The 21417-nt window shown below is 68.7% G+C and carries 23 protein-coding genes; 13 read left to right on the top strand and 10 right to left on the bottom strand.

What is annotated here, in order from left to right:
- The first annotated feature begins 4 nt into the window (after positions 1 to 4).
- Complete coding sequence (locus PSS76_RS06020; RefSeq protein WP_005518184.1) at positions 5 to 454, top strand: hypothetical protein; 450 nt, start codon at positions 5 to 7, stop codon at positions 452 to 454.
- A 25-nt stretch (positions 455 to 479) separates the two neighbouring features.
- Entirely contained in the window at positions 480 to 860 is a 381-nt protein-coding gene (locus PSS76_RS06015; RefSeq protein ID WP_005518183.1) for a VOC family protein, read from the top strand.
- 61 nt (positions 861 to 921) lie between these two features.
- Here the strand turns inward: PSS76_RS06015 and PSS76_RS06010 are convergent, their stop codons facing one another.
- The 5 genes from PSS76_RS06010 to PSS76_RS05990 all read right to left on the bottom strand — a co-directional run bounded on the left by PSS76_RS06010 (position 922) and on the right by PSS76_RS05990 (position 6608).
- Complete coding sequence (locus PSS76_RS06010) at positions 922 to 1275, bottom strand: hypothetical protein (protein WP_013416965.1); 354 nt, start codon at positions 1273 to 1275, stop codon at positions 922 to 924.
- Positions 1276 to 1277: 2 nt separating this feature from the next.
- On the bottom strand, positions 1278 to 2030 hold the full coding sequence (locus tag PSS76_RS06005) for an ABC transporter ATP-binding protein (protein ID WP_022597477.1): 753 nt from the start codon (positions 2028 to 2030) through the stop codon (positions 1278 to 1280).
- Positions 2030 to 2773 carry an ABC transporter ATP-binding protein gene (locus PSS76_RS06000; RefSeq protein ID WP_013416967.1) on the bottom strand — a complete coding sequence of 248 codons (744 nt, stop codon included), beginning with the start codon at positions 2771 to 2773 and terminating at the stop codon, positions 2030 to 2032. Before PSS76_RS06000 ends, PSS76_RS06005 begins: the two co-directional genes overlap by 1 nt.
- Positions 2766 to 5066 carry an ABC transporter permease gene (locus tag PSS76_RS05995; RefSeq protein ID WP_013416968.1) on the bottom strand — a complete coding sequence of 767 codons (2301 nt, stop codon included), beginning with the start codon at positions 5064 to 5066 and terminating at the stop codon, positions 2766 to 2768. The genes PSS76_RS06000 and PSS76_RS05995 overlap by 8 nt, the downstream gene beginning before the upstream one ends.
- 126 nt (positions 5067 to 5192) lie before the next feature.
- Positions 5193 to 6608, bottom strand: coding sequence for an ABC transporter substrate-binding protein (locus tag PSS76_RS05990; RefSeq protein WP_013416969.1), 1416 nt, complete (start codon positions 6606 to 6608; stop codon positions 5193 to 5195).
- A 454-nt stretch (positions 6609 to 7062) separates the two neighbouring features.
- On the opposite strand from PSS76_RS05990, the gene PSS76_RS05985 reads away from it, so the two are divergent.
- The 9 genes from PSS76_RS05985 (at position 7063) to PSS76_RS05945 (ending at position 14119) form a co-directional block, all read left to right on the top strand.
- Positions 7063 to 8271 carry an inorganic phosphate transporter gene (locus PSS76_RS05985; RefSeq protein ID WP_005518172.1) on the top strand — a complete coding sequence of 403 codons (1209 nt, stop codon included), beginning with the start codon at positions 7063 to 7065 and terminating at the stop codon, positions 8269 to 8271.
- A 13-nt stretch (positions 8272 to 8284) separates the two neighbouring features.
- On the top strand, positions 8285 to 8557 hold the full coding sequence (locus tag PSS76_RS05980) for a hypothetical protein (protein ID WP_005518171.1): 273 nt from the start codon (positions 8285 to 8287) through the stop codon (positions 8555 to 8557).
- 40 nt (positions 8558 to 8597) lie between these two features.
- The gene (locus PSS76_RS05975; RefSeq protein ID WP_005518170.1) at positions 8598 to 8951 is read left to right on the top strand and encodes a DUF3349 domain-containing protein; all 354 of its coding nucleotides are present in this window, start codon (positions 8598 to 8600) and stop codon (positions 8949 to 8951) included.
- Positions 8952 to 8973: 22 nt separating this feature from the next.
- Entirely contained in the window at positions 8974 to 9276 is a 303-nt protein-coding gene (locus PSS76_RS05970; protein ID WP_005518168.1) for a DUF3349 domain-containing protein, read from the top strand.
- A 41-nt stretch (positions 9277 to 9317) separates the two neighbouring features.
- Positions 9318 to 10484, top strand: coding sequence for an o-succinylbenzoate--CoA ligase (menE, locus tag PSS76_RS05965; RefSeq protein ID WP_081187206.1), 1167 nt, complete (start codon positions 9318 to 9320; stop codon positions 10482 to 10484).
- A gap of 378 nt (positions 10485 to 10862) precedes the next feature.
- Positions 10863 to 11423: a hypothetical protein gene (locus PSS76_RS05960; protein ID WP_081121011.1), complete on the top strand. Its 561-nt coding sequence runs from the start codon at positions 10863 to 10865 to the stop codon at positions 11421 to 11423.
- Between the two features lie 228 nt (positions 11424 to 11651).
- On the top strand, positions 11652 to 12185 hold the full coding sequence (locus PSS76_RS05955; protein ID WP_084979527.1) for a hypothetical protein: 534 nt from the start codon (positions 11652 to 11654) through the stop codon (positions 12183 to 12185).
- A 132-nt stretch (positions 12186 to 12317) separates the two neighbouring features.
- Entirely contained in the window at positions 12318 to 13292 is a 975-nt protein-coding gene (locus PSS76_RS05950; RefSeq protein ID WP_084968914.1) for an ATP-binding cassette domain-containing protein, read from the top strand.
- The gene (locus PSS76_RS05945; RefSeq protein WP_064058367.1) at positions 13289 to 14119 is read left to right on the top strand and encodes an ABC transporter permease; all 831 of its coding nucleotides are present in this window, start codon (positions 13289 to 13291) and stop codon (positions 14117 to 14119) included. Before PSS76_RS05950 ends, PSS76_RS05945 begins: the two co-directional genes overlap by 4 nt.
- Before the next feature lie 4 nt (positions 14120 to 14123).
- On the opposite strand, the gene PSS76_RS05940 is transcribed toward PSS76_RS05945, so the two are convergent.
- On the bottom strand, positions 14124 to 17426 hold the full coding sequence (locus tag PSS76_RS05940) for an ATP-binding protein (RefSeq protein WP_337455983.1): 3303 nt from the start codon (positions 17424 to 17426) through the stop codon (positions 14124 to 14126).
- 78 nt (positions 17427 to 17504) lie between these two features.
- Between PSS76_RS05940 and PSS76_RS05935 the strand changes: the two genes are divergently transcribed.
- On the top strand, positions 17505 to 18374 hold the full coding sequence (locus PSS76_RS05935; protein ID WP_005518154.1) for a 1,4-dihydroxy-2-naphthoate polyprenyltransferase: 870 nt from the start codon (positions 17505 to 17507) through the stop codon (positions 18372 to 18374).
- 24 nt (positions 18375 to 18398) lie between these two features.
- Here the strand turns inward: PSS76_RS05935 and PSS76_RS05930 are convergent, their stop codons facing one another.
- Together PSS76_RS05930 and PSS76_RS05925 are read right to left on the bottom strand one after the other, a co-directional pair.
- On the bottom strand, positions 18399 to 18779 hold the full coding sequence (locus PSS76_RS05930; RefSeq protein ID WP_005518152.1) for a phage holin family protein: 381 nt from the start codon (positions 18777 to 18779) through the stop codon (positions 18399 to 18401).
- Positions 18780 to 18831: 52 nt separating this feature from the next.
- Complete coding sequence (locus tag PSS76_RS05925; RefSeq protein ID WP_005518151.1) at positions 18832 to 19185, bottom strand: hypothetical protein; 354 nt, start codon at positions 19183 to 19185, stop codon at positions 18832 to 18834.
- A gap of 140 nt (positions 19186 to 19325) precedes the next feature.
- Between PSS76_RS05925 and PSS76_RS05920 the strand changes: the two genes are divergently transcribed.
- On the top strand, positions 19326 to 19655 hold the full coding sequence (locus tag PSS76_RS05920) for a hypothetical protein (RefSeq protein ID WP_005518149.1): 330 nt from the start codon (positions 19326 to 19328) through the stop codon (positions 19653 to 19655).
- On the opposite strand, the gene PSS76_RS05915 is transcribed toward PSS76_RS05920, so the two are convergent.
- Positions 19634 to 20386, bottom strand: coding sequence for a lysophospholipid acyltransferase family protein (locus tag PSS76_RS05915; RefSeq protein WP_041674417.1), 753 nt, complete (start codon positions 20384 to 20386; stop codon positions 19634 to 19636). The genes PSS76_RS05920 and PSS76_RS05915 overlap by 22 nt on opposite strands.
- An 86-nt stretch (positions 20387 to 20472) precedes the next feature.
- Positions 20473 to 21390 (bottom strand): TIGR03619 family F420-dependent LLM class oxidoreductase, encoded by a 918-nt coding sequence (locus PSS76_RS05910; RefSeq protein WP_337456143.1) that lies wholly within the window; start codon positions 21388 to 21390, stop codon positions 20473 to 20475.
- Positions 21391 to 21417 lie beyond the last annotated feature (27 nt).

Genomic DNA, 21417 nt, shown 5'->3' with positions numbered 1-21417 from the left:
CCCCATGACCGTCGACCGTGAGCAACCCGCACCGCAACACCGCCGCCCGGACGGCGTCACCGACGAGACCGTCGAGGCCGTCGGGAAGCTGTCGGAGGCCCTCGAGACCGTGGAGCAGGCCCGCGGCCATCTGTATGCGTTCCACCAGCTGATGGGCCGGGCCGATCTGCAGCTCGGGGACGCGGTGGAGAAACTGGCCGAGTCCGGGCACTCGGCGGCGGCCGAACGCCTGCGGACTGCGATGGTGGGCCGGAACGTCATCGAGGGGCGGTGGACGTTCCAGGTGGTCGAGGAGTTCGACGACGGCTACTGGTCCGAGCTGCGCGAGCACGAGAAGGCCGTGCGCGGCGTGCTGCTCGACGGCCGCCGGCACCTGTTCGAGGCCGAGATGAAGGAAGCGCGGCGCACGCAGGGCCGGGCCGGGCACGAGGCGCGGCCCGCACCCGAGCAGTGACGCCCCGATCGAGGAGAGGAACGAAGTGGAGATTCTCAGCAGCAGAACGATTCTGCGCCCCCGCGACTACGAGGTGACGCTGGCGTTCTATCGGGACGTGCTGGGGCTGGCGATCGCCCGTGAGTACCCGGGTGGGACCGTGTTCTTCGCCGGTCAGGGCCTGATCGAGGTGAGTGCGCACGGCGGGACCGGGCTGGACAACCGGTTCTCCGGTGCCCTGTGGCTGCAGGTGCGCAACCTGGCGGACGTCCAGGCGGAACTGATCCGCGCCGAGGTGCCGATCGTGCGGGAGGCGCGGCAGGAGCCGTGGGGTCTGCACGAGATGTGGATCGCCGATCCCGACGACATCCCGATCGTTCTGGTGCAGATTCCCGAGGACCATCCGATCCGGCGGGATCTGCGCTGAACGCACCTGTGCGCCTTTCCGGTAGGGCCGGCTACCGAAAAGGCGCACAGGTGCGGAGCGCCTACTTCGACAGCGCCGCCGCGATCTGGTCGGCCTGCGCCTGGCCCTCGTGCAGCTGGCGCAGCAGCCACAGTCGCAGGACCCGGGCGATGGCGCCCGCGAGGTAGAGGGCACCGCCGATCACGGTCAGCGCGAGGAACGCGGTGGCCAGGATCTGGTACGACGCGATGTCGCGCAGGTCGCTCTGTGTGAGCGACGAGATGTACACGACGAATGCGGCGACGACACCGACGACCATGAGTGCGATGCCGGCGATGCGGGCGGCACCGTCACCACGGGACTGGCCGGTCTTGAGCTTCAGATCGTCGACGTCGGACTTGAACTGGGCGCGACGCTCGTCTGCGAGAGTGGTCATCGTCATCCTCCTAGGTAGCTGTTGGAAAGTTCGTTCTCGATTTCGTCGGGTGCCCCGACGCGGACCACTCGTCCGTGGAGCATGAGCGCTGCGCGATCGGCGATCGGCAGCACGGCGCGGGCGAACTGCTCGGCCACCAGGATCGTCAGGCCCTCGTCGACCAGTTGGCCGACGATGTCGTACATCTGCGAGACGATCCGCGGGGCGAGCCCCATCGACAGTTCGTCGAGCAGCAGCACGGTGGGGTCGGTGCCGAGCGCCCGGGACAGTGCCAGCATCTGCTGCTCACCGCCGGACATCGATCCGGCCAGCTGGTTCTTGCGCTTGCCGAGGATCGGGAACCGGTTGTAGGCGACCTCCTCGAGCTTCGCCAGATCCGATCCGGTTCCCGTTGCGATCCACAGGTTCTCGCGGACCGTGAGGTTCGCGAAAATGCCGCGGCCTTCCGGGATCGAGCACACACCGAGCTTGGCCAGGTCGGACGCCTCGGCGCCGTTGACGCACCGGCCGGCCATGCGCAGCTCGCCCTGGGTGATCGGCAGGATCCCGGAACAGATCTTGAGTGTCGAGGTCTTGCCGCCGCCGTTGGGTCCGAGCAGCGCCATGACGGTACCCGGCGCAACCGCCAGGTCCACACCGTGCAGTACCTCGATGGGGCCGTAACCCGCTCGGACACCGTCCAATTCGAGCAGTGGCGTGGGAGCCTCGTGGCGGCCGCCCGACGCCTGCGCCGCGTTCGTGGTCACCGTCGACATCACACCGCCTCCTCTGCCGTACCGATGTACGCGGCGATCACGGCCGGATCGTCGCGAACCTGCTCCGCACTGCCCGACGCCAGCACGGCGCCGTAGTCGAGCACGTGAATCTGCTTGCACAGCTTCATCACGAGCGGGATGTCGTGCTCGACCAGGCAGATCGCGAGGCCGTCCGCCGCGAGCTGCAGCAGCAGTTCCGCGAAGTCCTCCGTCTCCTGCTCCGTCTGACCGGACGCCGGTTCGTCGAGCAGGAGCAGTCGCGGCGACGTCATCAGTGCACGGGCCGCCTCGACGACCCGGGCCCGGCCGGTCGGAATGTCGGAGACGTCCTTGTCCGCGACGTCGGTGAGCTTGGTGAGCTCGAGGATCCGGTCGGTCTCGGCGTCCACGTCGATCCGGCTGCGGGTGTTGGACCGATGGATGTCACCGGCCACCCGGATGTTGTCCCGCACCGACAGCGACAGGAACAGTTCCAGTCGCTGGAACGTGCGGGCCAGGCCGCGGTTCGCGCGCTTGGCGGGCGAGAGCCGGGTGACGTCGTGCCCGTCGAGCAGGACCTTGCCCGACGCCGGCTTCTGCAGTCCGGTGATCGTGTTGAACAGCGTCGTCTTGCCGGCGCCGTTGGGACCGATCAGGCCCGTGATGGCGCCGCTCTCGACGGTGATGCTGACGTCGTCGACGGCGACGTTGCCGCCGAACTTGACGGTGATTCCCCGGGTTTCGAGGATGGGGGTGTCAGGCATGGACGATCGCCTCCTTCGGCGTCGCGGCGGGCGACGGCTCACCGAACTGTGCCGACGCGGTGTGCTCGGTGACGTTCGCCGGAAGCCCCAGTTCGCGGTCGAGTTCGGCCAGGCGGTCCTCCGTCCAGGGCTGGTCGACGCCGATCTCCTCGGGCGGCGTACCGCGCTTGGCGGCGGCCGCCTCCGGTCCCAGTACCGCCTCCGGCATGAACATCTGCCCGACGACCGGGAGCATGAACACCGTGACGATCGTGATCGTGGCGAACCACCAGTTGCCGAGGACACCGGTGAGCGCGAGGACGTACGACAGCGCCACGACGGCAGCGCCGCCGACCAGCACCGGCTTGGCGCTGCGCAGATGGCGGTAGCCCTCGAGGACGTCGTGCACCGTGCCGGACGGATTCTTGCCGACCCCGAGACCGATCAGCGCGGGACTGACGGCGGCGAGGTGCCCCATGAACGTCCACAGCCCCTCGAGTTCGGGCTGCGCCGCGCCGAGGTTGTTGAACGACACCATGATCACGGCGAAGCCGACGCCGGCCATGAGCCCGCCGAACAGTGCGCCCGTCACGTAGCCGATACCGGCGACGACGGTGAGCATCAGCACGGTGAGGCTGATCATGATCGAGAAGTTCTCGTTGGAGACCGCACCGATCGCGCTCGACATCAGGATGCCGCCGAGTCCGGCGATGCCGGCCGAGAGCATGAAGACGCTGAGCTTGAGCTTGACGAGGTTCTGTCCGAGCATCGCGGCCGCGGCCGGGCTGTCCTTCATGGCCGCGAGGCGGCGTCCGTACCCGCTGTTGCGGAGCGCGACGACACCGATCGCCAGGATCGTGAAGATCGCGGTGACCGTCATGAGGAACGCCGTCTGGTTGCTCAGGTCGAGCGGGCCGACCTTCAGCGGCGGGATCGACAGGCTGCCACCGGTGAACAGCGAGAACTTGACGCCGAACAGTTCGTGTTCGGTGGTGTCGCGCAGCACCATGTTGCTCAGGAACACACCGAACGCCATGGTTGCGAGGGCCAGGTACAGCCCGCGCAGGCGCAGCGCAGGCAGCGCGACGAGGCCGCCGATGACGGCCGCGACCAGGGTGCCGATGATCAAGCCCCACAGCGTCAACCGGGTCGCGAGTCCGCTGCCCGAGGTGCCGAAGTGGTAGGCGACGATCGTCGAGATGGCGCCGAACGAGACCACCGCGAGGTTCATCTCGCCCGCGTAGCCGGTGAGCAGGGTGAGCGAGAGCGCAATGATCGCGAACGACATGCCCAGGGTGAGCGTGGTGATCGCGGACTCGACCATGAGCAGTCGGATCATGTAGACGATCACCAGCAGCGCGGCGCCCCAGGCGACGGCCTTGCGCACCGTCGGGACGGTGTACCGCTCGCGGGTGCGGACCGCGGCGCCGCGCAAGCGGTCCTGCGGCAGCACGATGAGGACGACGAACAGCGCGATCATCGGCAGCGAGACACGCAGATTGGACGTCCACGTCCACTCCGAGGGGAAGTAGCCGAGCACGTAGGTGCCGGCCAGGCCGAGAACGATCGCGCCGACGAACGTGCGCGGGATGCTGCGCAGTCGGCCGAACATGGCGGCGGCGAACGCGTCGATCACCAGCAGCGTCAGCAGGTTCGCCTCGAGGGTGCCGCCGCTGATCGGGGTGATCAGGATGCCGGCGACCACTGCGAGCGTGGAGCCGAGGGCCCACGAGAAGGCCGCGATCCGCTCGGGGTTGTGACCGTTGAGCCGCAGCAGATCCGGGTCGTCGACTACGCCCCGCATCGAGACGCCCAGGCGGGTGCGGGTGAACAGGAAGCGCAGGCCGACCGCGATCAGCACCGCGGCGACGAGGCAGATGACCTCGTGCATGTGCACGGTGGCGCCGAAGAACGAGAAGCGGCTCTCGTCGCCGAAGAACATCTTGACGGTCCGCGGCTCCTCGGGATGCCAGAACCAGTGGGAGAGCGACACGCCACCGAGGAGGATCGACACCGTGACGACGATCTTGGTGACCTCGGCGGTGTCCCGCAGCCCGCGCATGATCAGCGCGTACAGCAGCAGACCCATGAGCGGACCGGCGACGCCGATCGTCAGGAGCAGCGCCAACGGTGTCGGCAGGTCCCAGCCGTAGCGGAACTGCCAGTAGAGGAACGCACCGAGCATCGCCTGCGCACCGTGCGCGAAGTTGAAGATGCCGGACGTGTTGTAGGTGAGTACCAGCCCGGAGGCGGCGATTGCGTACACCGAGCCCAGGACGAGACCCAGGATCGTGAACGTCACGAAAGTGTCCATCTGGAAACCCTCAGTAAGGATGGGCGCGGCGCCCCGGGGCGGTGGCCCGGGGCGCCGCGTTCATCGGTGGGAGTTGGTGCCGGCCGGTCGATCACCTGTGGGCGTCGACCGGGCGGCGTGGCCGGATCAGGCCTTGGGCGTGATCACGTTGGGGTTGAGGTACTTGGTGGCGACGCGGTCGGCGTTGAGCTCGGTGCCCCACGTCGACGGGTCGGTCTTGACCAGGTACTGCGGGTCGCACTTGAACTCGCCCTTGTCGGCGGGGAACGCCTGCGAGTAGTCGGCGCCCTTCAGCGAGACCATCAGGCCGCACTGAGCGGGGATGTTGGCGCCCGGATCCATCGTGGCGTGCAGACCGCCGCCGTCCCACTCGTGGATCTGCGACAGTTCGTCGATCATGCACTGGCGGGTCAGGTCGGAGCCGCACTCCTTGGCCGCGGTGGCCCACAGCAGGAACGACGACGTCGCCTGCATACCGAGCAGCGCGGTCTTGCCGCCGCCCGCGGTGACGAGATCCTTGTACTGCTTCACGGCCGGATCGTTGTCGTTCTCGAGCATCTGGAAGGCCATGCCGGCGTTCAGGTTGTCGAGCAGACCGCTGTCCTTGTTGAACGCCTGCGCCGAGTTGGCGTACCAGGTGGCCTCACCGAAGATGATCGGGTCGAGACCGGCCTGGTCGACGGCCTTGAAGAAGTTGAACTCGTTCGGGACCGGGGACCGCGAGGTCCACATGCCCTTGGCGCCGCACTGCTTGATCTTCTCCGCGAACGGGACGTAGCTGGCCTCGCCCTCGTAGTTGAGGACGACGCCGCAGTCCTTGAGGTTGAAGCCGGCGGCCTTCGCCATCTGCGAGGTCTTTGCGAGCGACGTGATGATCGCGGGCATCGTCGAACCGATGAGCGTGAAGTCGTTCTTCATGTCGGGGTGCATCTCGCCCATCTGGAACCACGCCGAGGCGTTGGCGATGTCGACGGGGAAGGGCACGCCCTGGTAGGACATCGGACCGTTCGCGGCGTCCGGGGAGACCGTGAAGCCCGGCACGGCTGCCATGTTGCAGGCCACGCGCGTCTGCTCGGCGGTCGCGTCCATGGCGAACCCGTGGCCCACCATCATGAACTCGGAACGGCAGGCGTCCTGCATCACGGCGTTCGCCTGCGTCATGGCGGCGTCGTAGTCGGTGCCGACGATCTTGCGGCCGTTGATGCCGCCCTGCTCGTTGCACCACTTGATCATCGCGGAGACGGCGTCGGACATCTCCTTGTTGAGACCCGGGCTCTTCGCGTAGCCGCGGTCGTCGCCGTAGCCGATCTTGATCTCGGTGTCGGAGACGCCCTGATCGGTGGCGCCCTTCGCGTCGCCGTCGCCGCACGGCGAGGCGAGCGTGCCGAACTCGACGTCCGCGGACGAGGTGGACTTGCTGTTGCCCGAGTCGCCGCTGCCCGGAACGACGGCTTCGCCGCCACGGTCGCCGGAACAGGCCGAGACCAGAGCCGCTGTCGCGGCGAGCGCCACGACCAGCTTGGCTGTCTTGTTTCTCTTCACGGTCGGTGTTTCTCCTTCTCAGTGCCCGTGCGACCGGGCCGGGGTCGAACCAACAGAGCGAAAACCGGGCCGGAGCTGCAGCGATGACACCGCTTGCGGGCCCACCCGGGCCTTTCGCAAAAACTAGGTAAGGCAAATACTTTGCTTAGGTAAAGAAGGGGGCACGGCGCGCCCCGACCGCCACCGTCGTCCCACCACCGACCTCCGCGAACTTCAGTCACCGGGACGATGAGCTCCCGGTGGCGAGGACCGTAACGAGCGTCACACCCCCGCCCTGGAGCCGGTCCCAGTGAGTGAGACCGATGAGTGAGGCCCGACACACCGACATATCGACGTGAGTGTCGCCACAGTCCCGGGACCGTCGTGCGAGGTGATAGCAGAATGTGGTGATGCGCACCGTCTGTTCGCCGGTTGCTCGCTGTACTTTTGCGCTTTCGATACGCACAATTCGGTTGTGACCGCAGAGCTCGTCGTTCTCTTGGTAGTGGTCGTCACTGCCCTCGCTTTCGATTTCACGAACGGCTTCCACGACACCGGAAACGCGATGGCCACCTCCATCGCCACCGGCGCACTTCGACCGAAGGTCGCAGTGGCACTCTCTGCAACCCTGAACCTGGTCGGCGCCTTTCTCTCCGTCGAGGTCGCGGCCACCGTCGCGAAAGGCGTGGTCAACCTCGGATCCGTCAGCGGCGAGGCACTACTTCTGATCGTGTTCGCCGGCCTCGTGGGCGGTATCCTGTGGAACCTCGCGACGTGGTTGTTCGGCATGCCGTCCAGCTCGTCGCACGCCCTCTTCGGCGGCCTCATCGGTGCCGCGATCGCCTCGATCGGCATGAGCGGCGTCGAGTGGGGCGGCGTGATGGGCAAGGTCATCCTGCCCGCGCTGCTCGCGCCCGTCGTCGCGGCGCTCGTCGCCGCTGTCGGCACCAAGCTGATCTACCGCATCACCCGTGACGTCCCGGACGACACGAAGGGCAAGGGCTTCCGCATCGGCCAGGTCGGTACGGCGTCCCTCGTCTCGCTGGCGCACGGCACCAACGACGCCCAGAAGACGATGGGCGTGATCTTCCTGGCGCTCGTCGCGCACGGGTCCATCTCCGCGGATGCCGAGATGCCGTTCTGGGTGAAGCTGAGCTGCGCCGTCGCGATCGCCCTGGGCACCTATCTCGGCGGATGGCGCATCATCCGCACGCTGGGCAAGGGTCTGGTCGAGATCGCCGCGCCTCAGGGCATGGCCGCCGAGTCGTCGTCGGCCGCGATCATCCTCACCTCCAGCCATCTCGGCCTGCCGCTGTCGACCACCCACGTCGCGACCGGGTCGATCCTCGGTACCGGACTCGGACGCCGGGGCGCCGAGGTCCGCTGGGGAGTGGCCGGACGGATGGCCGTCGCGTGGCTGATCACCCTGCCGTCCGCCGGCATCGTCGGTGCCGTCTGCTGGGCGTTGGCCCACGTCATCGGCGGTCTCCCGGGCGTGCTCGTCGTCTTCGCCCTCCTCGTGGCCCTGTCGGTCTTCATGTACCTGCGCTCGCGCCGTCAGCCGATCGATCCCACCAACGTCAACGCCGAGTGGGAGGACGGACTCGAGCCCGCGACGGACAAGGCAGCCACGGCACCCGCTCGCCAGGCCGACGCCGACACCACCACCCGCAGCCACCACTGAGAGGAGACGACCGATGGATCTATTGACGCAGACCGCCAACTCGCTGTGGCAGGTCGTCCTGGTGGGACTTCTCCTCGGTGCGGGCCTGCCCGCGATCTTCGCGCTGGGACTCAAGTCGCTCTCGGTCGGTGCCCGAACGAACTCCGACGGCACCTCGTCTGCGAGCACCGCCGGCAAGGTCGGCGCAGCGGCATGCTTCGCCGTCGTGCTGATCGCGATCATCGCTGGGATACTGATGCTGATGCAGGACTTCCTGGCAAGCAGCTTCGGCATCCACGTCTTCTGAGCGGGGCCCCGACCGACCCCACCCCCGCTCCTTCGTGAAAGTGATCGCACCCGTGAACAGCAAGTATTCGCTCCGCTCGGTACTCGACTGGCTACGCGCCGGCTATCCGGAGGGCATTCCTGCCAAAGATCACTTCGCTCTGCTCGCGGTACTCGGACGGCGCCTCACCGACGAGGAGATCGGGGAGATCGTCGAACTGTCCATCGCGACGGCTCACGAGCATCCCGATCGGCACGTCGACTACGACGCGCTCAAGAGCATCATCGCGGGGGTCATCCACGAAGAACCCACCGAGGAAGACATCAGCCGGGTCACCGAGCGTCTCGTTGCAGGCGGTTGGCCCGTCGTCGGCGACGAGGAAACGGACCGGGAAGCACCGGACGCCCGGAGCTGACGGACCGAGTTCAGGAGCACTGTTGAGCCTGCCTCCGTTTCTCTCCTCGATCATCGACTGGCTGCGCGCCGGGTACCCCAACGGCGTGCCCGAGCAGGACTACGTCCCACTGTTCGCGCTCCTCACCCGCCGACTCTCGGAGGACGAGGTCGACCTGGTGACCGCGGCCCTCGTCGAGGACGGCGACCTTCCCATCTCGAAGACCGACATCCAGGTCCTGATCACCAAGATCACGAACGAGATGCCTCTCGAGTCCGACGTCGATCGGGTGCGCTCGCACCTCGCCGCCGGGGGCTGGCCCCTCGCCGGCCCCTCACCGACCTGACCTGCCGGGCCCGCCCCGGTTCTCCGTGAAACGATCGAGGGGTGAGTTCGCTGCTGCACCCGCTCCCGGTACCCACCGGCGCCGCGCTCGAGTCGGTCCTGCCCCGACTCGAGCGCGCGCTACGCGGTGACGGTCCACCCCTGCTCCCGGTACCGGCGAGTGACGCCCGCGAAACCGCCCGCCTGACGGACGCCCTGCGTCCCGGCGAATCCATCGACGACGTTCCCGACGCCGACGACGTGGCGCTCGTGATGGCGACATCCGGAACCACCGGTGTCCCCAAGGGCGCGTTGCTGACCTCACGGGCCCTGCGCGCGAGCGGCGACGCGACGCATCGACGGCTGGGCGGCCCGGGCGCGTGGTTGCTGGCGCTGCCCGCACACCACATCGCCGGAATGCAGGTGCTGCTCCGCAGCCTCCTCGCGGGCACCACCCCGGTCGTCGTCGACGTGACGGGGGGTTTCGACCCGGCCGCGCTACCCGCGGCGATCGCCTCCATGACGGGCACGCGCCGCTACACGTCGCTCGTTCCCACCCAACTGGTCAAGACTCTCGACCACCCGGAGGCCACGGCTGCGCTGGCCGACCTCGACGCCGTCATGCTCGGCGGCGCGGCGACACCGGCTCCTCTGCTCCGTCGAGCCGTTGATGCAGGCGTGCGGGTCGTGCGGACCTACGGCATGAGCGAGACGTGCGGCGGATGCGTCTACGACGGCGTCCCGCTCGACGGTGCGCGGGTGCGGATCGGCGACGACGGCCGGGTCCTGCTCGGCGGCACCATGATCGCCTCGGGCTACCGTGGTCTGCCGGAGCACCCCGCGTTCGCGGAGCCGGGCTGGTTCCGGACGGATGACGCCGGCACTCTCGCCGACGGGGTACTCACCATCCGCGGACGCCTCGACGAGGCGATCTCGACCGGCGGACTGACCGTCGTCCCCCAGGTCGTCGAGTCGGTCCTCGTCGAGCACCCGGCGGTTCGCGAGTGCGCCGTCCTGGGCCTGCCGGACGACCGCCTCGGCCAGCGGGTGGTGGCCGCGATCGTTCCCGAGGCCGGGTTAGTGCCGACAGCCGCAGAGCTGCGAACCCACGTGAGCGCCGCACTCGATCCCACGGCGGCGCCGCGCGAGGTCCGGTTGGTCGATGCGCTGCCGCTGCGAGGGCCGGGGAAGGTCGATCGCGAGGCCCTCCGATCGGGCTGGAACCGTTAGGCCTCGAAGCGGTAACGACGGGGCACTGCCGAGCCGACCGAACAGGCCGGATTCTCGCTCAGCGCACACCAAAGGGCGTGGTCCGCACAGGTAATTGAACAAGCAATTGAAAAGTCCACCCCCGCCGCAGACTGAGACGAAATCGTTACGTTTGCGGGAAGAAGCTGGGGCACCGGCGGTTTCCGCAGATCAATTGTCGTTACCGACCGGTAAGAACTGTCCTTAGCTACGGCCGACCTCGAGAATCCCTTACCTCCCCCCGAGCTATGTGTTGCAGAAAGCCCACGTAGGCCAGATGCTTTCGCAAGTGATCTTGGATGTCGGGGACAAGGCGCCGCGGTCACTCTTCGGACGGACGTTTCCAACAAGGGGTAGTGAATGAACCTTCGAGCACGAAACCTGCTCGGCCGCAGCGCTGTCGGTCTCGTCACCATGGCCGCCGCGGGTATCGCCGGACCGGCTCTGGCCGGCGCGACGCCCGTTGTCGAGGCGCCGATCGTGAACGCGACCGTGGCGGGCAGCACCATCTCGGTGGCCGTGCAGAACCCCAACACCGACTCCACGGTGACGTGCGGGGCAGTGGTCGTGGTCGCGACGAAGATCTCCGAACTCGAAGCCGATCCTGCCAAGCTCTTCGAGCCCGGTTTCGCGGCGTACCGCACGCCCACGGTCGAGCGGGTCGCGGCGGCGAGCACCAAGACCTTCACGACGCCGGATCTGACCAACGGCGCGTATGCGGTCTTCGGCGAGTGCGCCTCGAGCGCCGACCCCTCGGACGCCAAGGTCAGCAAGGCGCCGATCGTCTCCGTTCCGGACAATGCCATGTTCGGCAGCCTCCAGAACGGCGCGTTCCAGGACATCCTCGATTTCGTCACCACGGGCGCGTTCGACAGCCTGATCGACGCGATCTCCGCCGGGTCCTCGCAGCCGGTTCGGTAGGGGATCACCCAGTCGTGCGCGGCGGTTCGGACACCAGTCGGGGATGTCCGAGCCGCCGCGCATTGTTTCATCTGCTGAACGGTACGTCCGTACCGGAGTGATGCGTTCGGTTTCGCTTGCCAAAATCGGGTTCACAGTCGATGCTGTGCCGCAGGCGATCTCGATCGATCGGTTCCAACGAACCCTTGATCGGGTGGCCGCTCCCCTACCACCCGAAAGGTCACGACCATGCGCACCAACGCCACCGCTGTCCTCACCCGTGCCGCCGCCGGCCTCGCCGTCGCCGCGGCAGCCGCTCTCGCCGCTCCCGCATTCGCGTCCGCCGAGCCCACGACGCTCGTACCGCCGACGCTGGAGACCGCGGTCGACGGCAACGTCGTGACCGTCACGCTCACCAACCCGAATCTCGACCCGCTCAGCGGTTGCACCGCAGTCGCGATCGACTCCGCCAAGGTACCGGCGCTGATGGACGACCCCACCAAGTTCCTCGAGCCCGGATTCGTGTCCTGGACCAGTGGTGTGGACGGCGCGACCGCCGGATCGACCAAGACGTACACGACGCCGGCTCTGAGCGACGGCATCTACGCGTTCATCGGCGGCTGCGTCTCGGCCGGCGATCCCACGCAGCCTGCGCTCGGCGACCCGTCGCTCGTGACGATCGGCAACCCGTTCGGCAGCCTCGGCGACTTCGATCTCGGCAACCTGACCGGCAGCCTCGGCGACCTGGACCTGGGCGGTCTGCTCGGTGGCCTGCTGAAGTAGCCCCCACTTCCCCGTGGAGCCGGGGCCCGGTGACGTACACCTGTCGTACGCCTGGGCCCCGGCTTCCTCCGTGTGAGGGGCGTGCAAGCACGGTGCAAGAACGCTGCAAGCGGGTGTCGGCACTGTGAGGTCATGAACCTCGACACCTCACCCCCGGCCATCGAGGCCGTCGGGCTCGTCAAGACCTTCGGGCAGCAGCGCGCGGTCGACGGCGTCAGCCTCACCGTGCCGACCGGCGCGGTGTACGGCGTGCTCGGCCCCAACGGCGCCGGCAAGACCACCACGGTCCGCATGCTCGCGACCCTCCTGCGTCCCGACGGCGGCGAAGCCCGCATCTTCGGCCGCGACGTCGTCCGCGAATCGACGGCAGTGCGCTCGCTCGTCGGCGTCACCGGGCAGTACGCCTCGGTCGACGAAGACCTCACCGCCACAGAGAATCTCGTCATCTTCTCCCGACTGATCGGCCTGAGCCGGCGCGACGCCAAGCGCAAGTCGACCGAACTGCTCGAGGAGTTCGGCCTGACGGAGGCGGCGTCCAAACCACTGAAGAACTTCTCCGGCGGCATGCGCCGTCGTCTGGACCTCGCGGCCAGCCTCATCGCTCGTCCCCCACTGTTGTTCCTCGACGAGCCCACCACCGGTCTCGATCCCCGGACCCGCGCCCAGATGTGGGACACGATCCGACGGCTCGTCGCGGAAGGATCGACGGTCCTGCTCACGACCCAGTACCTGGACGAGGCCGATCAGTTGGCCGATCGGATCGCGGTGATCGACCGAGGCAAGGTCATCGCCGACGGCACCGCGGACGAGTTGAAGGCGTCCGTGGGAACCTCGGCGCTGCAACTGACGCTCGCGGACCGCGACCGCATCGACGAGGCCCGCGCCCTCATCTCCACGGTGCTGGGCCTCGAGGCGACCGTGACTCCCGAGTCTGGCCGCATCACGGCGCCGCTCGCGGACCCGTCGATCACCGGGGACCTGCTCGTCCGGCTGCGTGACCGTTCGATCGCCGTCGACGAGATCACCGTCTCCAAGCCCAGCCTCGACGAGGTCTTCCTCACCATCACCGGTCACGAGACCGCCGAGTCCGAAGGGAGCGCCGCATGACGACCACCCTGACCTCGCCTGCGCGGCAGGCGAACACCCGCACGATCGAGGCCACCGATCGCATCGGGCTACGCGAGGCGATCGCGCACAGCCTCACGCTCGCCCACCGTGGTCTGCTGAAGGTCAAGCACAACCCCGAGCAGCTGTTCGACGTGGTGATCCAGCCCATCATCTTCACGTTCATGTTCACGTACATCTTCGGCGGCGCCATCTCCGGTGACGTGGAGTCGTACCTGCCGATCATCATCCCGGGCATCCTGGTGCAGACCGTAATCACGGCGTCGATCGTGACCGGCACCCAGTTGCGCGAGGACATGGACAAGGGCGTGTTCGATCGCTTCAAGTCGCTGCCGATCGCCCGGATCGCGCCACTGTCGGGGGCGCTGATCGCCGATGTCGTCCGGTATCTCATCGCGACGACCATCACGGTCGTCGTCGGCATCGCGATGGGCTACCGCCCGGGCGGCGGGTTCGTCGGGGTCGTGTGCGCCGCGATGCTGGTGATGGTGTGCGCGTTCGCGATCAGCTGGATCTTCGCACTGATGGGCGTGCTGATGAGCAAGGCCGCCTCGGTGCAGGGCACGTCGATGATGATCCTGTTCCCGCTCACCTTCATGTCCAACGCCTTCGTGCCCGCGGACACGATGCCGGGCTGGATGCAGGCCTTCGTGAACGTCAACCCCGTATCGCACCTGGTCACGGCCGTCCGTGAACTCGCGAACAGCGGACACTTCGGAATCCACGCGGTGTACGCGCTTCTCGGCGCCGCCGTGATCGTCGCGATCATGGCACCGCTGACCGTGCGGATCTACATGCGCAAGGCCTGAGCGGTCACGAACCCGAGTCCAGGAGATCGAGGATCTCCCGGCGCGCGGCGGCGCGGGACGTCCCCTGTGCGGACTCCAGCGCCGCCGCGACGACGTCGCCGCCGCCGAGGACGGTGCGTGCCGCGCCGAGGTGTCGGTCGAGGCGCATCGACGGATAGTCCTGCCGTGCATGCACTCTCGTCGCCAGCGCGAGCAGCCGCAGTCCGCGTTCGGGGGCACTGCCGGTGGCGATGTGGAAGCTGCCGACGGCGCAGGCCACCGCCCCGGTCTGCGGAAGGTCCGGGTATCCCCGAGAACCGAGGCGCGCCGTCGCGACCGCTTCGAGCCGCAGCGCCAGATCGGTGATGCGCTCGGCCCGCCCCGCGAGTACGTGCGCGTCCACGACGCCGGAGACCACCATCAGCTCGAACGGGTCGGCGGGCAGTTCGCCGTCGAGGTCACCGGCGTACCCGGCCGCCCGGCGATACTCGGCCAGCCCCGAATCGACGGCGCCCGAGGCGAGATCGGCCTCTGCAGTGCTCGCCGACAACGCGGCCTGGTTGTGCACGTCGTGGTCGCTGCTCGGGGCGCCGCTCGACGCACCGGCGTGTGCGGGGGCGAGCGACGCGAGTTCGGCTCGCGCGTCGGCGATCCGGCCCGCACCGATCAGGGCCGCGACCAGGAATCCCCGCACCTGCAGGCTCTCGTCGTACAGGTGCATCTCCCAGAGGATCTCGGCCGAGCGCCGGTAGTACCCGACCGCGTCGCCGTAGCTCGCGGACTGCGCGTACAGGCTGCCCAGGTGCTGGCACACCGTCGCCAGACCCCAACTGTCGCTGCGTTCCTCCGCGAGGACGAGCGCCAGTCGGGCGTCGGACTCCGACCCGAAGAGGTCCCCGTTGTTCTCCCGGAGGTTTGCCCGCGCCACCAGCGCGGAACTGCGCGCCCCCGGATCGGGTGAGCGCACCGCTCGCGCGAGCATCCGCGCCAGTCCGCGGCCAGAGGCGGGGACCAGCAGCAGAGTGGCGTACATGCGCGACTGCTCACTGATGTCGGTCCGGGTGGCGAGCAGTCGGCGCAGCCGGGTCCGGGCGATCGCGACCGCCCGCAATCTGCCACCCATCGCCATGTGGGAGGCGGCCAGCACGTAGGCCGACGCCAGGAGGTCACCCGGCACGTCCTCGGGTCCGAAACCGGAAGTGTCGAGTTCGAGAAGGCGCGGCACCCACGTGAACACCTCGGAGTGCGCGCCCCGCATCGACCACATGCCGCCGATCACCGGAAAGACCGTGAAGACCGCGCGAGCGAGTTGCTCCGCGTATGCGTAGCGCAGCACCGCGAGCAGGTTGTCGTGCTCGGCTTCGACTCGGTGCGCGGCAGCCACCTGCCGGCCGCCCATGAAGTCGCCGAACGCTTCTCGGGAGAACCGCTCCGCCCATGCCACCGTCCGGGCCGACACCTCCGCGGATTCGCCGGCGTCCGACTGTTCCTCGCCGAACTCCCGCACCGTCTCGAGCATGTGGTAGCGCAGACCACCCACCTCGGGGTTCTCGCTGACCGACAGCATCGACTGGTTCACCAGCCCCTCGAGCGCGTCGGCGACGTCCACGATCTCACCCCACTGCGCGACCGCCCGCGCGGCGTCGGCCGTGAAACCACCGGGGAATCGGCACAGTCGACGCAGCGCGGCCCGTTCCGGGACCGTGAGCAGATTCCAGCTCCACTCGATCACCGCGTGCAGTGTGCGGTGCCGCTCGGGCGACGTGCGGTCCCCCGAACGCAGCAGCGCGAATCTGTCGACGAGACGGGAATTGATCTCCTCGACGCTCATCGTGCGGACGCGGGCGGCGGCGAGTTCGATCGCCAACGGCAGGCCGTCGAGCGTGCGGCACAGCCGCTCCACCTCGGTGCGGTCCAGGCGCACCGAGGGCCGCACCGCGAGGGCCCGCGCCCGGAACAGCTCGATCGCCGGCGACCCGTCGTCGCCGATCGCCAACGGCGGCAACGGATACACCGACTCCGCGGTGATCGCCATGGGCGCCCGGCTGGTGGCGAGGACCGTCAGGTGCGGACTCGCGGAGATCAGGTCCGACACCACGTCCGCGACATCGTCGATGAGGTGCTCGCAGTTGTCGACGATCAACAGCATGGGCCTGGCGGCCAGTGCGTCGCGCAGCCGTTGGCGGGCGTCGTGGATGCGAGTGCGGGTGAGGGCGCCGGGGGTCAGATCGTTCTCGCTCAGCCCGAGCGTGCTGCTGATGGCCGCGATCAGGTCCTCGCCGCTGCGCAACGGCGCGAGCTCGACCAGAGCCACCGGCATCCGCGCCGACACCTCGTTGCCGAGCGCGTGCGCCACCCGTGTCTTCCCGGTGCCGCCGGGGCCGAGAACGGTCACCACCCGCGACGACGTCACGAGCAGTTCGAGGGCGGCCAGGTCGCTCGAGCGTCCCAGCAGCGGGTTGGGCGCGGCCCGGAGCCCGATCGTGGAGGGCAGCAGCCGAGTCGTGGGTTCGGCGTTGCCGTCCCGGGTGCCTCCGACCTCCGCCGGCAGTGCCCGCTCCCCGCCGCGCAGAATCGTCGCGTTGAGATCGATCAGACGGGCCGACGGGTCCACGCCGAGCCGGTCCGCGAGACGGCCGCGCAGTCCCGCGAACACCTCGAGCGCCTCGTTGGGCCGGCCCGACCCGTGCAGGCACTCCATGAGCAGCGCGTGCGCCCCCTCGTCCAGGGGAGACGACCCGGCCGCGGCCCGCGCGATCGGCAACGCGTCCTCGTACCGTCCGGCGGCTACCAGCGCCGCGAGTTCCACTGCGTCGAGCGCACTCCGGTGCGCCGCCGCCTCCGTCGCCAGGTCGTCGGCGAGTTCGCCGGCGGGCAGGTCGGCGCCGGGCTCGCCCCGCCACAACACGCGCGCCTCGTGCACCGCCGCGAGCGCGCCGTGCTGGTCCCCGTCCGCGTGCTGCCGATTCGCCCGGCGTGCCAGCAACCGGGCGCGGGCCAGGTCGACCTGCTCCGGCGCGAGCGCCAGTCGGTACCCGGCGGGGCCGGCCTCGACGGCGCCGTCGGGCAGCGCCGAGCGCAATCGGGAGATCTGCGTGTGCAGGGCGTTGGCCGGCGACTTCGGCGGGGTGTCACCCCACACGTCCTCCACGAGCGCGGCCGCGCTGCGACTGTGGCCCGGACGTCGGGCGAGCGCCACCAGCAGGCTGCGGGCCCGCGGGCCGGGCAGCGGCACCAGGACACCGTCTCGGCGTGTGGCGACGTCACCCAGCAGGGCCACCTCCACCGGCGGCCGAGTGGGTGCCGGAGTCTCGGAGTCCCTCGTCACTGATTGCACCGGCGTCCAGCCTATGGGAGCGGCCGACCGCGCGGCCACCCGATTCGGCGGGGGTGAAAGGATCGCCACATGGCTTCTGTCTCCCAGTGGATCGAGGGCGCCCGGCCGCGCACCCTCCCGAACGCGATCGCTCCCGTGTTCGCCGGTACCGGAGCGGCGGCGTCCCTCGACGGCGCGGTGTGGTGGAAGGCGCTGCTCGCGCTGGTGGTCTCGCTCGCGTTGATCGTCGGCGTGAACTTCGCCAACGACTACTCGGACGGCATCCGCGGCACGGACGACGAGCGGGTCGGTCCTCTGCGCCTCGTAGGTTCGGGACTGGCGTCACCGGCATCCGTGAAGGGTGCCGCGATGGGGTGTTTCGCGGTGGCCGCGGTCGCCGGTATCGCGCTCGCCCTCGTGTCGGCGTGGTGGCTGATCCTCGTCGGCGCGGTGTGCATCCTCGGCGCCTGGTACTACACGGGCGGCAAGAAGCCGTACGGCTACAGCGGTTTCGGCGAGATCGCGGTGTTCGTGTTCTTCGGACTGGTCGCGGTACTCGGCACTCAGTTCGTGCAGGTCGGCCGGGTCGATTGGGTGGGATTGCTCGCCGCGATCGCGATCGGCTCGTATTCGAGCGCGGTGCTGGTCGCGAACAACCTCCGCGATATCCCCACCGACACCGAATCCGGGAAGATCACGCTCGCAGTCAAACTCGGCGACGCCCGGACCCGGGCCCTGCACCTGGTGCTGCTCGTCGTGCCGTTCGTGGTGACCCTCGCGCTGGTGGCGCGGACGCCGTGGGCCCTCGTCGGGCTCCTCGCGCTTCCGTTGGCGGTCAAGGCCAATGCCCCCGTGCGCAGCGGTGGCCGCGGCCCCGCACTGATCCCCGCCCTGGCCGTCACAGGACAGTCGATGCTGGTGTGGGCCGCGGCCACCGGTCTCGCGCTGGGCCTCGGCTGAGGGACCACCTACCCGATCGTCACGTCACTTCTTGTCCGGGACCAGGGCACTGAGCACGAAGTTCACCACCGAGATGATGAGCGCGCCCCACACCGCGGTCCAGAAGCCGTCCACGCTCAGTCCCCACTCGGTCTGCGAACTGATCCACGACGTCAGCAGCAGCATCAGGGCGTTGATCACGAGCGTGAACAGGCCCAGTGTGAGGATGAGCAGCGGCAACGACAGCAGCTGGACGATCGGCTTCACGAAGGCGTTCACGACGGTGAACACCAGCGCGATCCCGAGGACGATCAGGATGTCCGTGCCGGTGCCCTCGCCGGAATCGGCAACGGTGATGCCGCTCACCCACTGCGACGCGAGCCAGATGGCGACCGCGTTGATCACCAGGCGTATCAGGAATGTCATTCGTTCATGCTGGCATGGATCGGGTGCGTCCGAGTAACGGTGGGGGAAGACGTCACGGTCGACGAACCAGGCTGGCGTTCAGGCGCAGACGCTCGTGCAGCAGATGCTCGATCGCCTCGATCTCGTCGGTGGAGCAGTCCAGCAGGATCTTCACCTCGACGTCCCGTTTGGTGAGGTCGGCGGTCAGGACGATGCCGACGATCCCGGCGCCGGACGCCGTGCCCCGAAAGACGTCGACGCCCTCGTTGTCACCCCCGCTGGTGCCCTCGAGATAGCCGTAGTCGACCGGATAGATCACCTCGGGAAATCGCGGATGCGCACTGCCACAGGGCCGGTCGATGCGCAGCGACGCCCCGCCGACGAGTCGGTCCAGTGCCGCGAAGAAGGCCTGCATCGTCTGCTCCATCCCACCAGCCTGCCACGGCCACCGCGGGGCGGCGCCCGAACGCGTCGACCTCCCCGGGGCCGGAGCCGTCATCGAAACGTGACCAACGCCGGGAACGGAATATCGGGAAGATCCCGCGCAATCCCGACTAGCATCCCCTCATGACCGCGCGCCGCGCCCATTGGCTGACGGCCGTCTGTGCGGGAGTGTTGCTGCTGGTGGTCGGCGTGGTGGCCGGCCGATCGGCGATCGGCGACGACGCCTCCGTGCGAGCAGGCCGCGAGTACGGCTCCAACCAGGCCGTCATGTACAACCAGATCAACCACGGCGACCCGAGCGACCACGAGCTGGTCCAGTGGTGCAGCGAAGGTGCCGAACTGTCTGCGACAACGCAGATCTGGTACCGCGGCGGCGTCATCCAGGTCGGCGAACTCGACCGGAAACGCTTCGCGGACGGCTGCTTCGAGAGCTACCGCGACGGCGTCCGCTGACCGCTCGCGCCCGCTGCGACCGCCCCGTCCACCGCAGCCTGCATCTCCGCCGCGACCGTGCGCGTGATGTTCATCGGCGTGGTCGGTAGCTCGGCGACCGGGCACGCGACGAAGACGTCGGCCGGCCGGTCCGGGTGGTAGCGGATCCCCAGGGCGAGGAGCGCGGGCTCGGCCCCGAGTTTGCGGGCCTTCACCGCGATGTGCCCGACGCCGCTGTTGATCTGTCGGATGCGCGCCGGGTCACCGTCGTTGCACGTGCCCTCGGGGAAGATGGCGAGAACGTCTCCGCGGTGCAGGCGTTCGGCGGAGACGTCCATCATCGCGCGGCCCGCGTCGGCCACTGCCCGCAGTCCGTGATCCTTGCCCCGGAACACCGGTATCGAACCCATCATGTCGATCGCGCGCCGCATCCTCGGGCCGGCGAAGAGTTCGTCCTTCGCGAGCACCCGGGTCCGTCCGATCACCGACCGCAACGGCGTCCGCCACGCCGTGGCCGCGAGCGTGTACTGATCGCGATCGGTGAGGTGGTTGGCGACCACGATCAGCCGGCGCCCACTGGAGAGCAGCTCCTGCAACTGCGCCCGGGCGCCGTCGGCATAGCCGATCCGCGGCCGGAATCGCGCACTCAGCGCGGCGTACGCGGCACGAGCGAGGAATCGGTTCTGCTGGTGGTCCAGATAGAAGCGGTAGACGTCCTCGTAGTTCTCGAGCGTCACTTCCGGCCGGACCATGGCACACCTCTCGTTCGGATGCCCCCGCCCGATCACCCACGGTACACAACCTACGGAACCGTAGGTTGTGTACCGTGGCCACACGATCAGTACAGGCGCGCCCGGAAGGCCGTGACCAGCGCGGGCAGAGCAGCCTCGGCTGCATCCGGGTCCGGGTCGATCCCGGCGACCGCCATCATCAGGTCCGTCGCGCCGCTCGCGACGAGCGCCTCGGCGCCGTCCATCGTGCGATCGAAGTCGATCGAACCGTCGGGCGAGCGCTCCACGACGAGGCGGCCGCGGACCTGGAGCGACCGCGGGTCGCGTCCGGCGTCCTCGAAGCTGCGGCGGAGCAGCGCTGTGCCCGCCGCGAGATCCTCGTTCGTGGCGCCCATGATCGGGATCCAGCCGTCGCCCCACGTCGTCACCCGGCGCACGACGGGCTTCGACAGCGAACCCGACACCCAGATCGGAATGCTCCGGCCCGCCGGTGGACGGGGCGAACAGTAGGCGTCGTCGAACGACAGGCTGGGCGTCGACACTGCCGCCGGGGCGCCGGACCACAGCGCTCGACAGGTCGCGAGGGCGTCGTCGAGCAGCGGACCGCGCTTCGCGAAGTCCAGGCCGGCGACCTCGTATTCCTTTTCCTGCCAACCTGTCCCGACACCCAGATCGAAACGACCACCCGAGACGAGGTCGAGCGTCGCGGCCATCTTCGCGAGCACCGCCCCACCGCGTAGGGCCGCGATCACGATGCCGGTGCCCAGACGCACCCGCTCGGTCCTACCGGCCAGCAGCGCCAGCATGGTCAGCGGCTCGAGCCAGACGGCATCGGGCTCGGTGGGAAATGCCGACCACGTGTAACCCGAAGTGTCCGAGCCCATCACCACGTGATCAGTGACCATGACGCGATCGATGCCGGCGCGATCCGCGGCCACGCAGAACTGCACGAACCGGCCGTAGTCATCCTGCGCGAGGAGTGGGCCGAAGTTGGGGACGTTGATGCTCAGCGTGGGCTTGTCCACGGACACGAGCCACCTTTCAGCGAAGTG

This window comes from Prescottella sp. D32, from assembly GCF_037287305.1.
Lineage (GTDB): Bacteria > Actinomycetota > Actinomycetes > Mycobacteriales > Mycobacteriaceae > Prescottella > Prescottella equi.
This window is presented reverse-complemented; position numbering and strand designations above follow the sequence as displayed.

Excerpts from the sequence above, each read along its gene's own strand:
- PSS76_RS06020 (WP_005518184.1), top strand. The coding sequence starts at position 5 with ATGACCGTCGACCGTGAGCAACCCGCACCGCAACACCGCCGCCCGGAC.
- PSS76_RS06000 (WP_013416967.1), bottom strand. The coding sequence starts at position 2,773 with ATGCCTGACACCCCCATCCTCGAAACCCGGGGAATCACCGTCAAGTTC.
- PSS76_RS05980 (WP_005518171.1), top strand. The coding sequence starts at position 8,285 with ATGGATCTATTGACGCAGACCGCCAACTCGCTGTGGCAGGTCGTCCTG.
- PSS76_RS05955 (WP_084979527.1), top strand. The coding sequence starts at position 11,652 with ATGCGCACCAACGCCACCGCTGTCCTCACCCGTGCCGCCGCCGGCCTC.
- PSS76_RS05935 (WP_005518154.1), top strand. The coding sequence starts at position 17,505 with ATGGCTTCTGTCTCCCAGTGGATCGAGGGCGCCCGGCCGCGCACCCTC.
- PSS76_RS05930 (WP_005518152.1), bottom strand. The coding sequence starts at position 18,779 with ATGACATTCCTGATACGCCTGGTGATCAACGCGGTCGCCATCTGGCTC.
- PSS76_RS05945 (WP_064058367.1), top strand. The coding sequence starts at position 13,289 with ATGACGACCACCCTGACCTCGCCTGCGCGGCAGGCGAACACCCGCACG.
- PSS76_RS05920 (WP_005518149.1), top strand. The coding sequence starts at position 19,326 with ATGACCGCGCGCCGCGCCCATTGGCTGACGGCCGTCTGTGCGGGAGTG.
- PSS76_RS05915 (WP_041674417.1), bottom strand. The coding sequence starts at position 20,386 with ATGGTCCGGCCGGAAGTGACGCTCGAGAACTACGAGGACGTCTACCGC.
- PSS76_RS05925 (WP_005518151.1), bottom strand. The coding sequence starts at position 19,185 with ATGGAGCAGACGATGCAGGCCTTCTTCGCGGCACTGGACCGACTCGTC.
- PSS76_RS05950 (WP_084968914.1), top strand. The coding sequence starts at position 12,318 with ATGAACCTCGACACCTCACCCCCGGCCATCGAGGCCGTCGGGCTCGTC.
- PSS76_RS06010 (WP_013416965.1), bottom strand. The coding sequence starts at position 1,275 with ATGACCACTCTCGCAGACGAGCGTCGCGCCCAGTTCAAGTCCGACGTC.
- PSS76_RS05960 (WP_081121011.1), top strand. The coding sequence starts at position 10,863 with ATGAACCTTCGAGCACGAAACCTGCTCGGCCGCAGCGCTGTCGGTCTC.
- PSS76_RS05995 (WP_013416968.1), bottom strand. The coding sequence starts at position 5,066 with ATGGACACTTTCGTGACGTTCACGATCCTGGGTCTCGTCCTGGGCTCG.
- PSS76_RS06005 (WP_022597477.1), bottom strand. The coding sequence starts at position 2,030 with ATGTCGACGGTGACCACGAACGCGGCGCAGGCGTCGGGCGGCCGCCAC.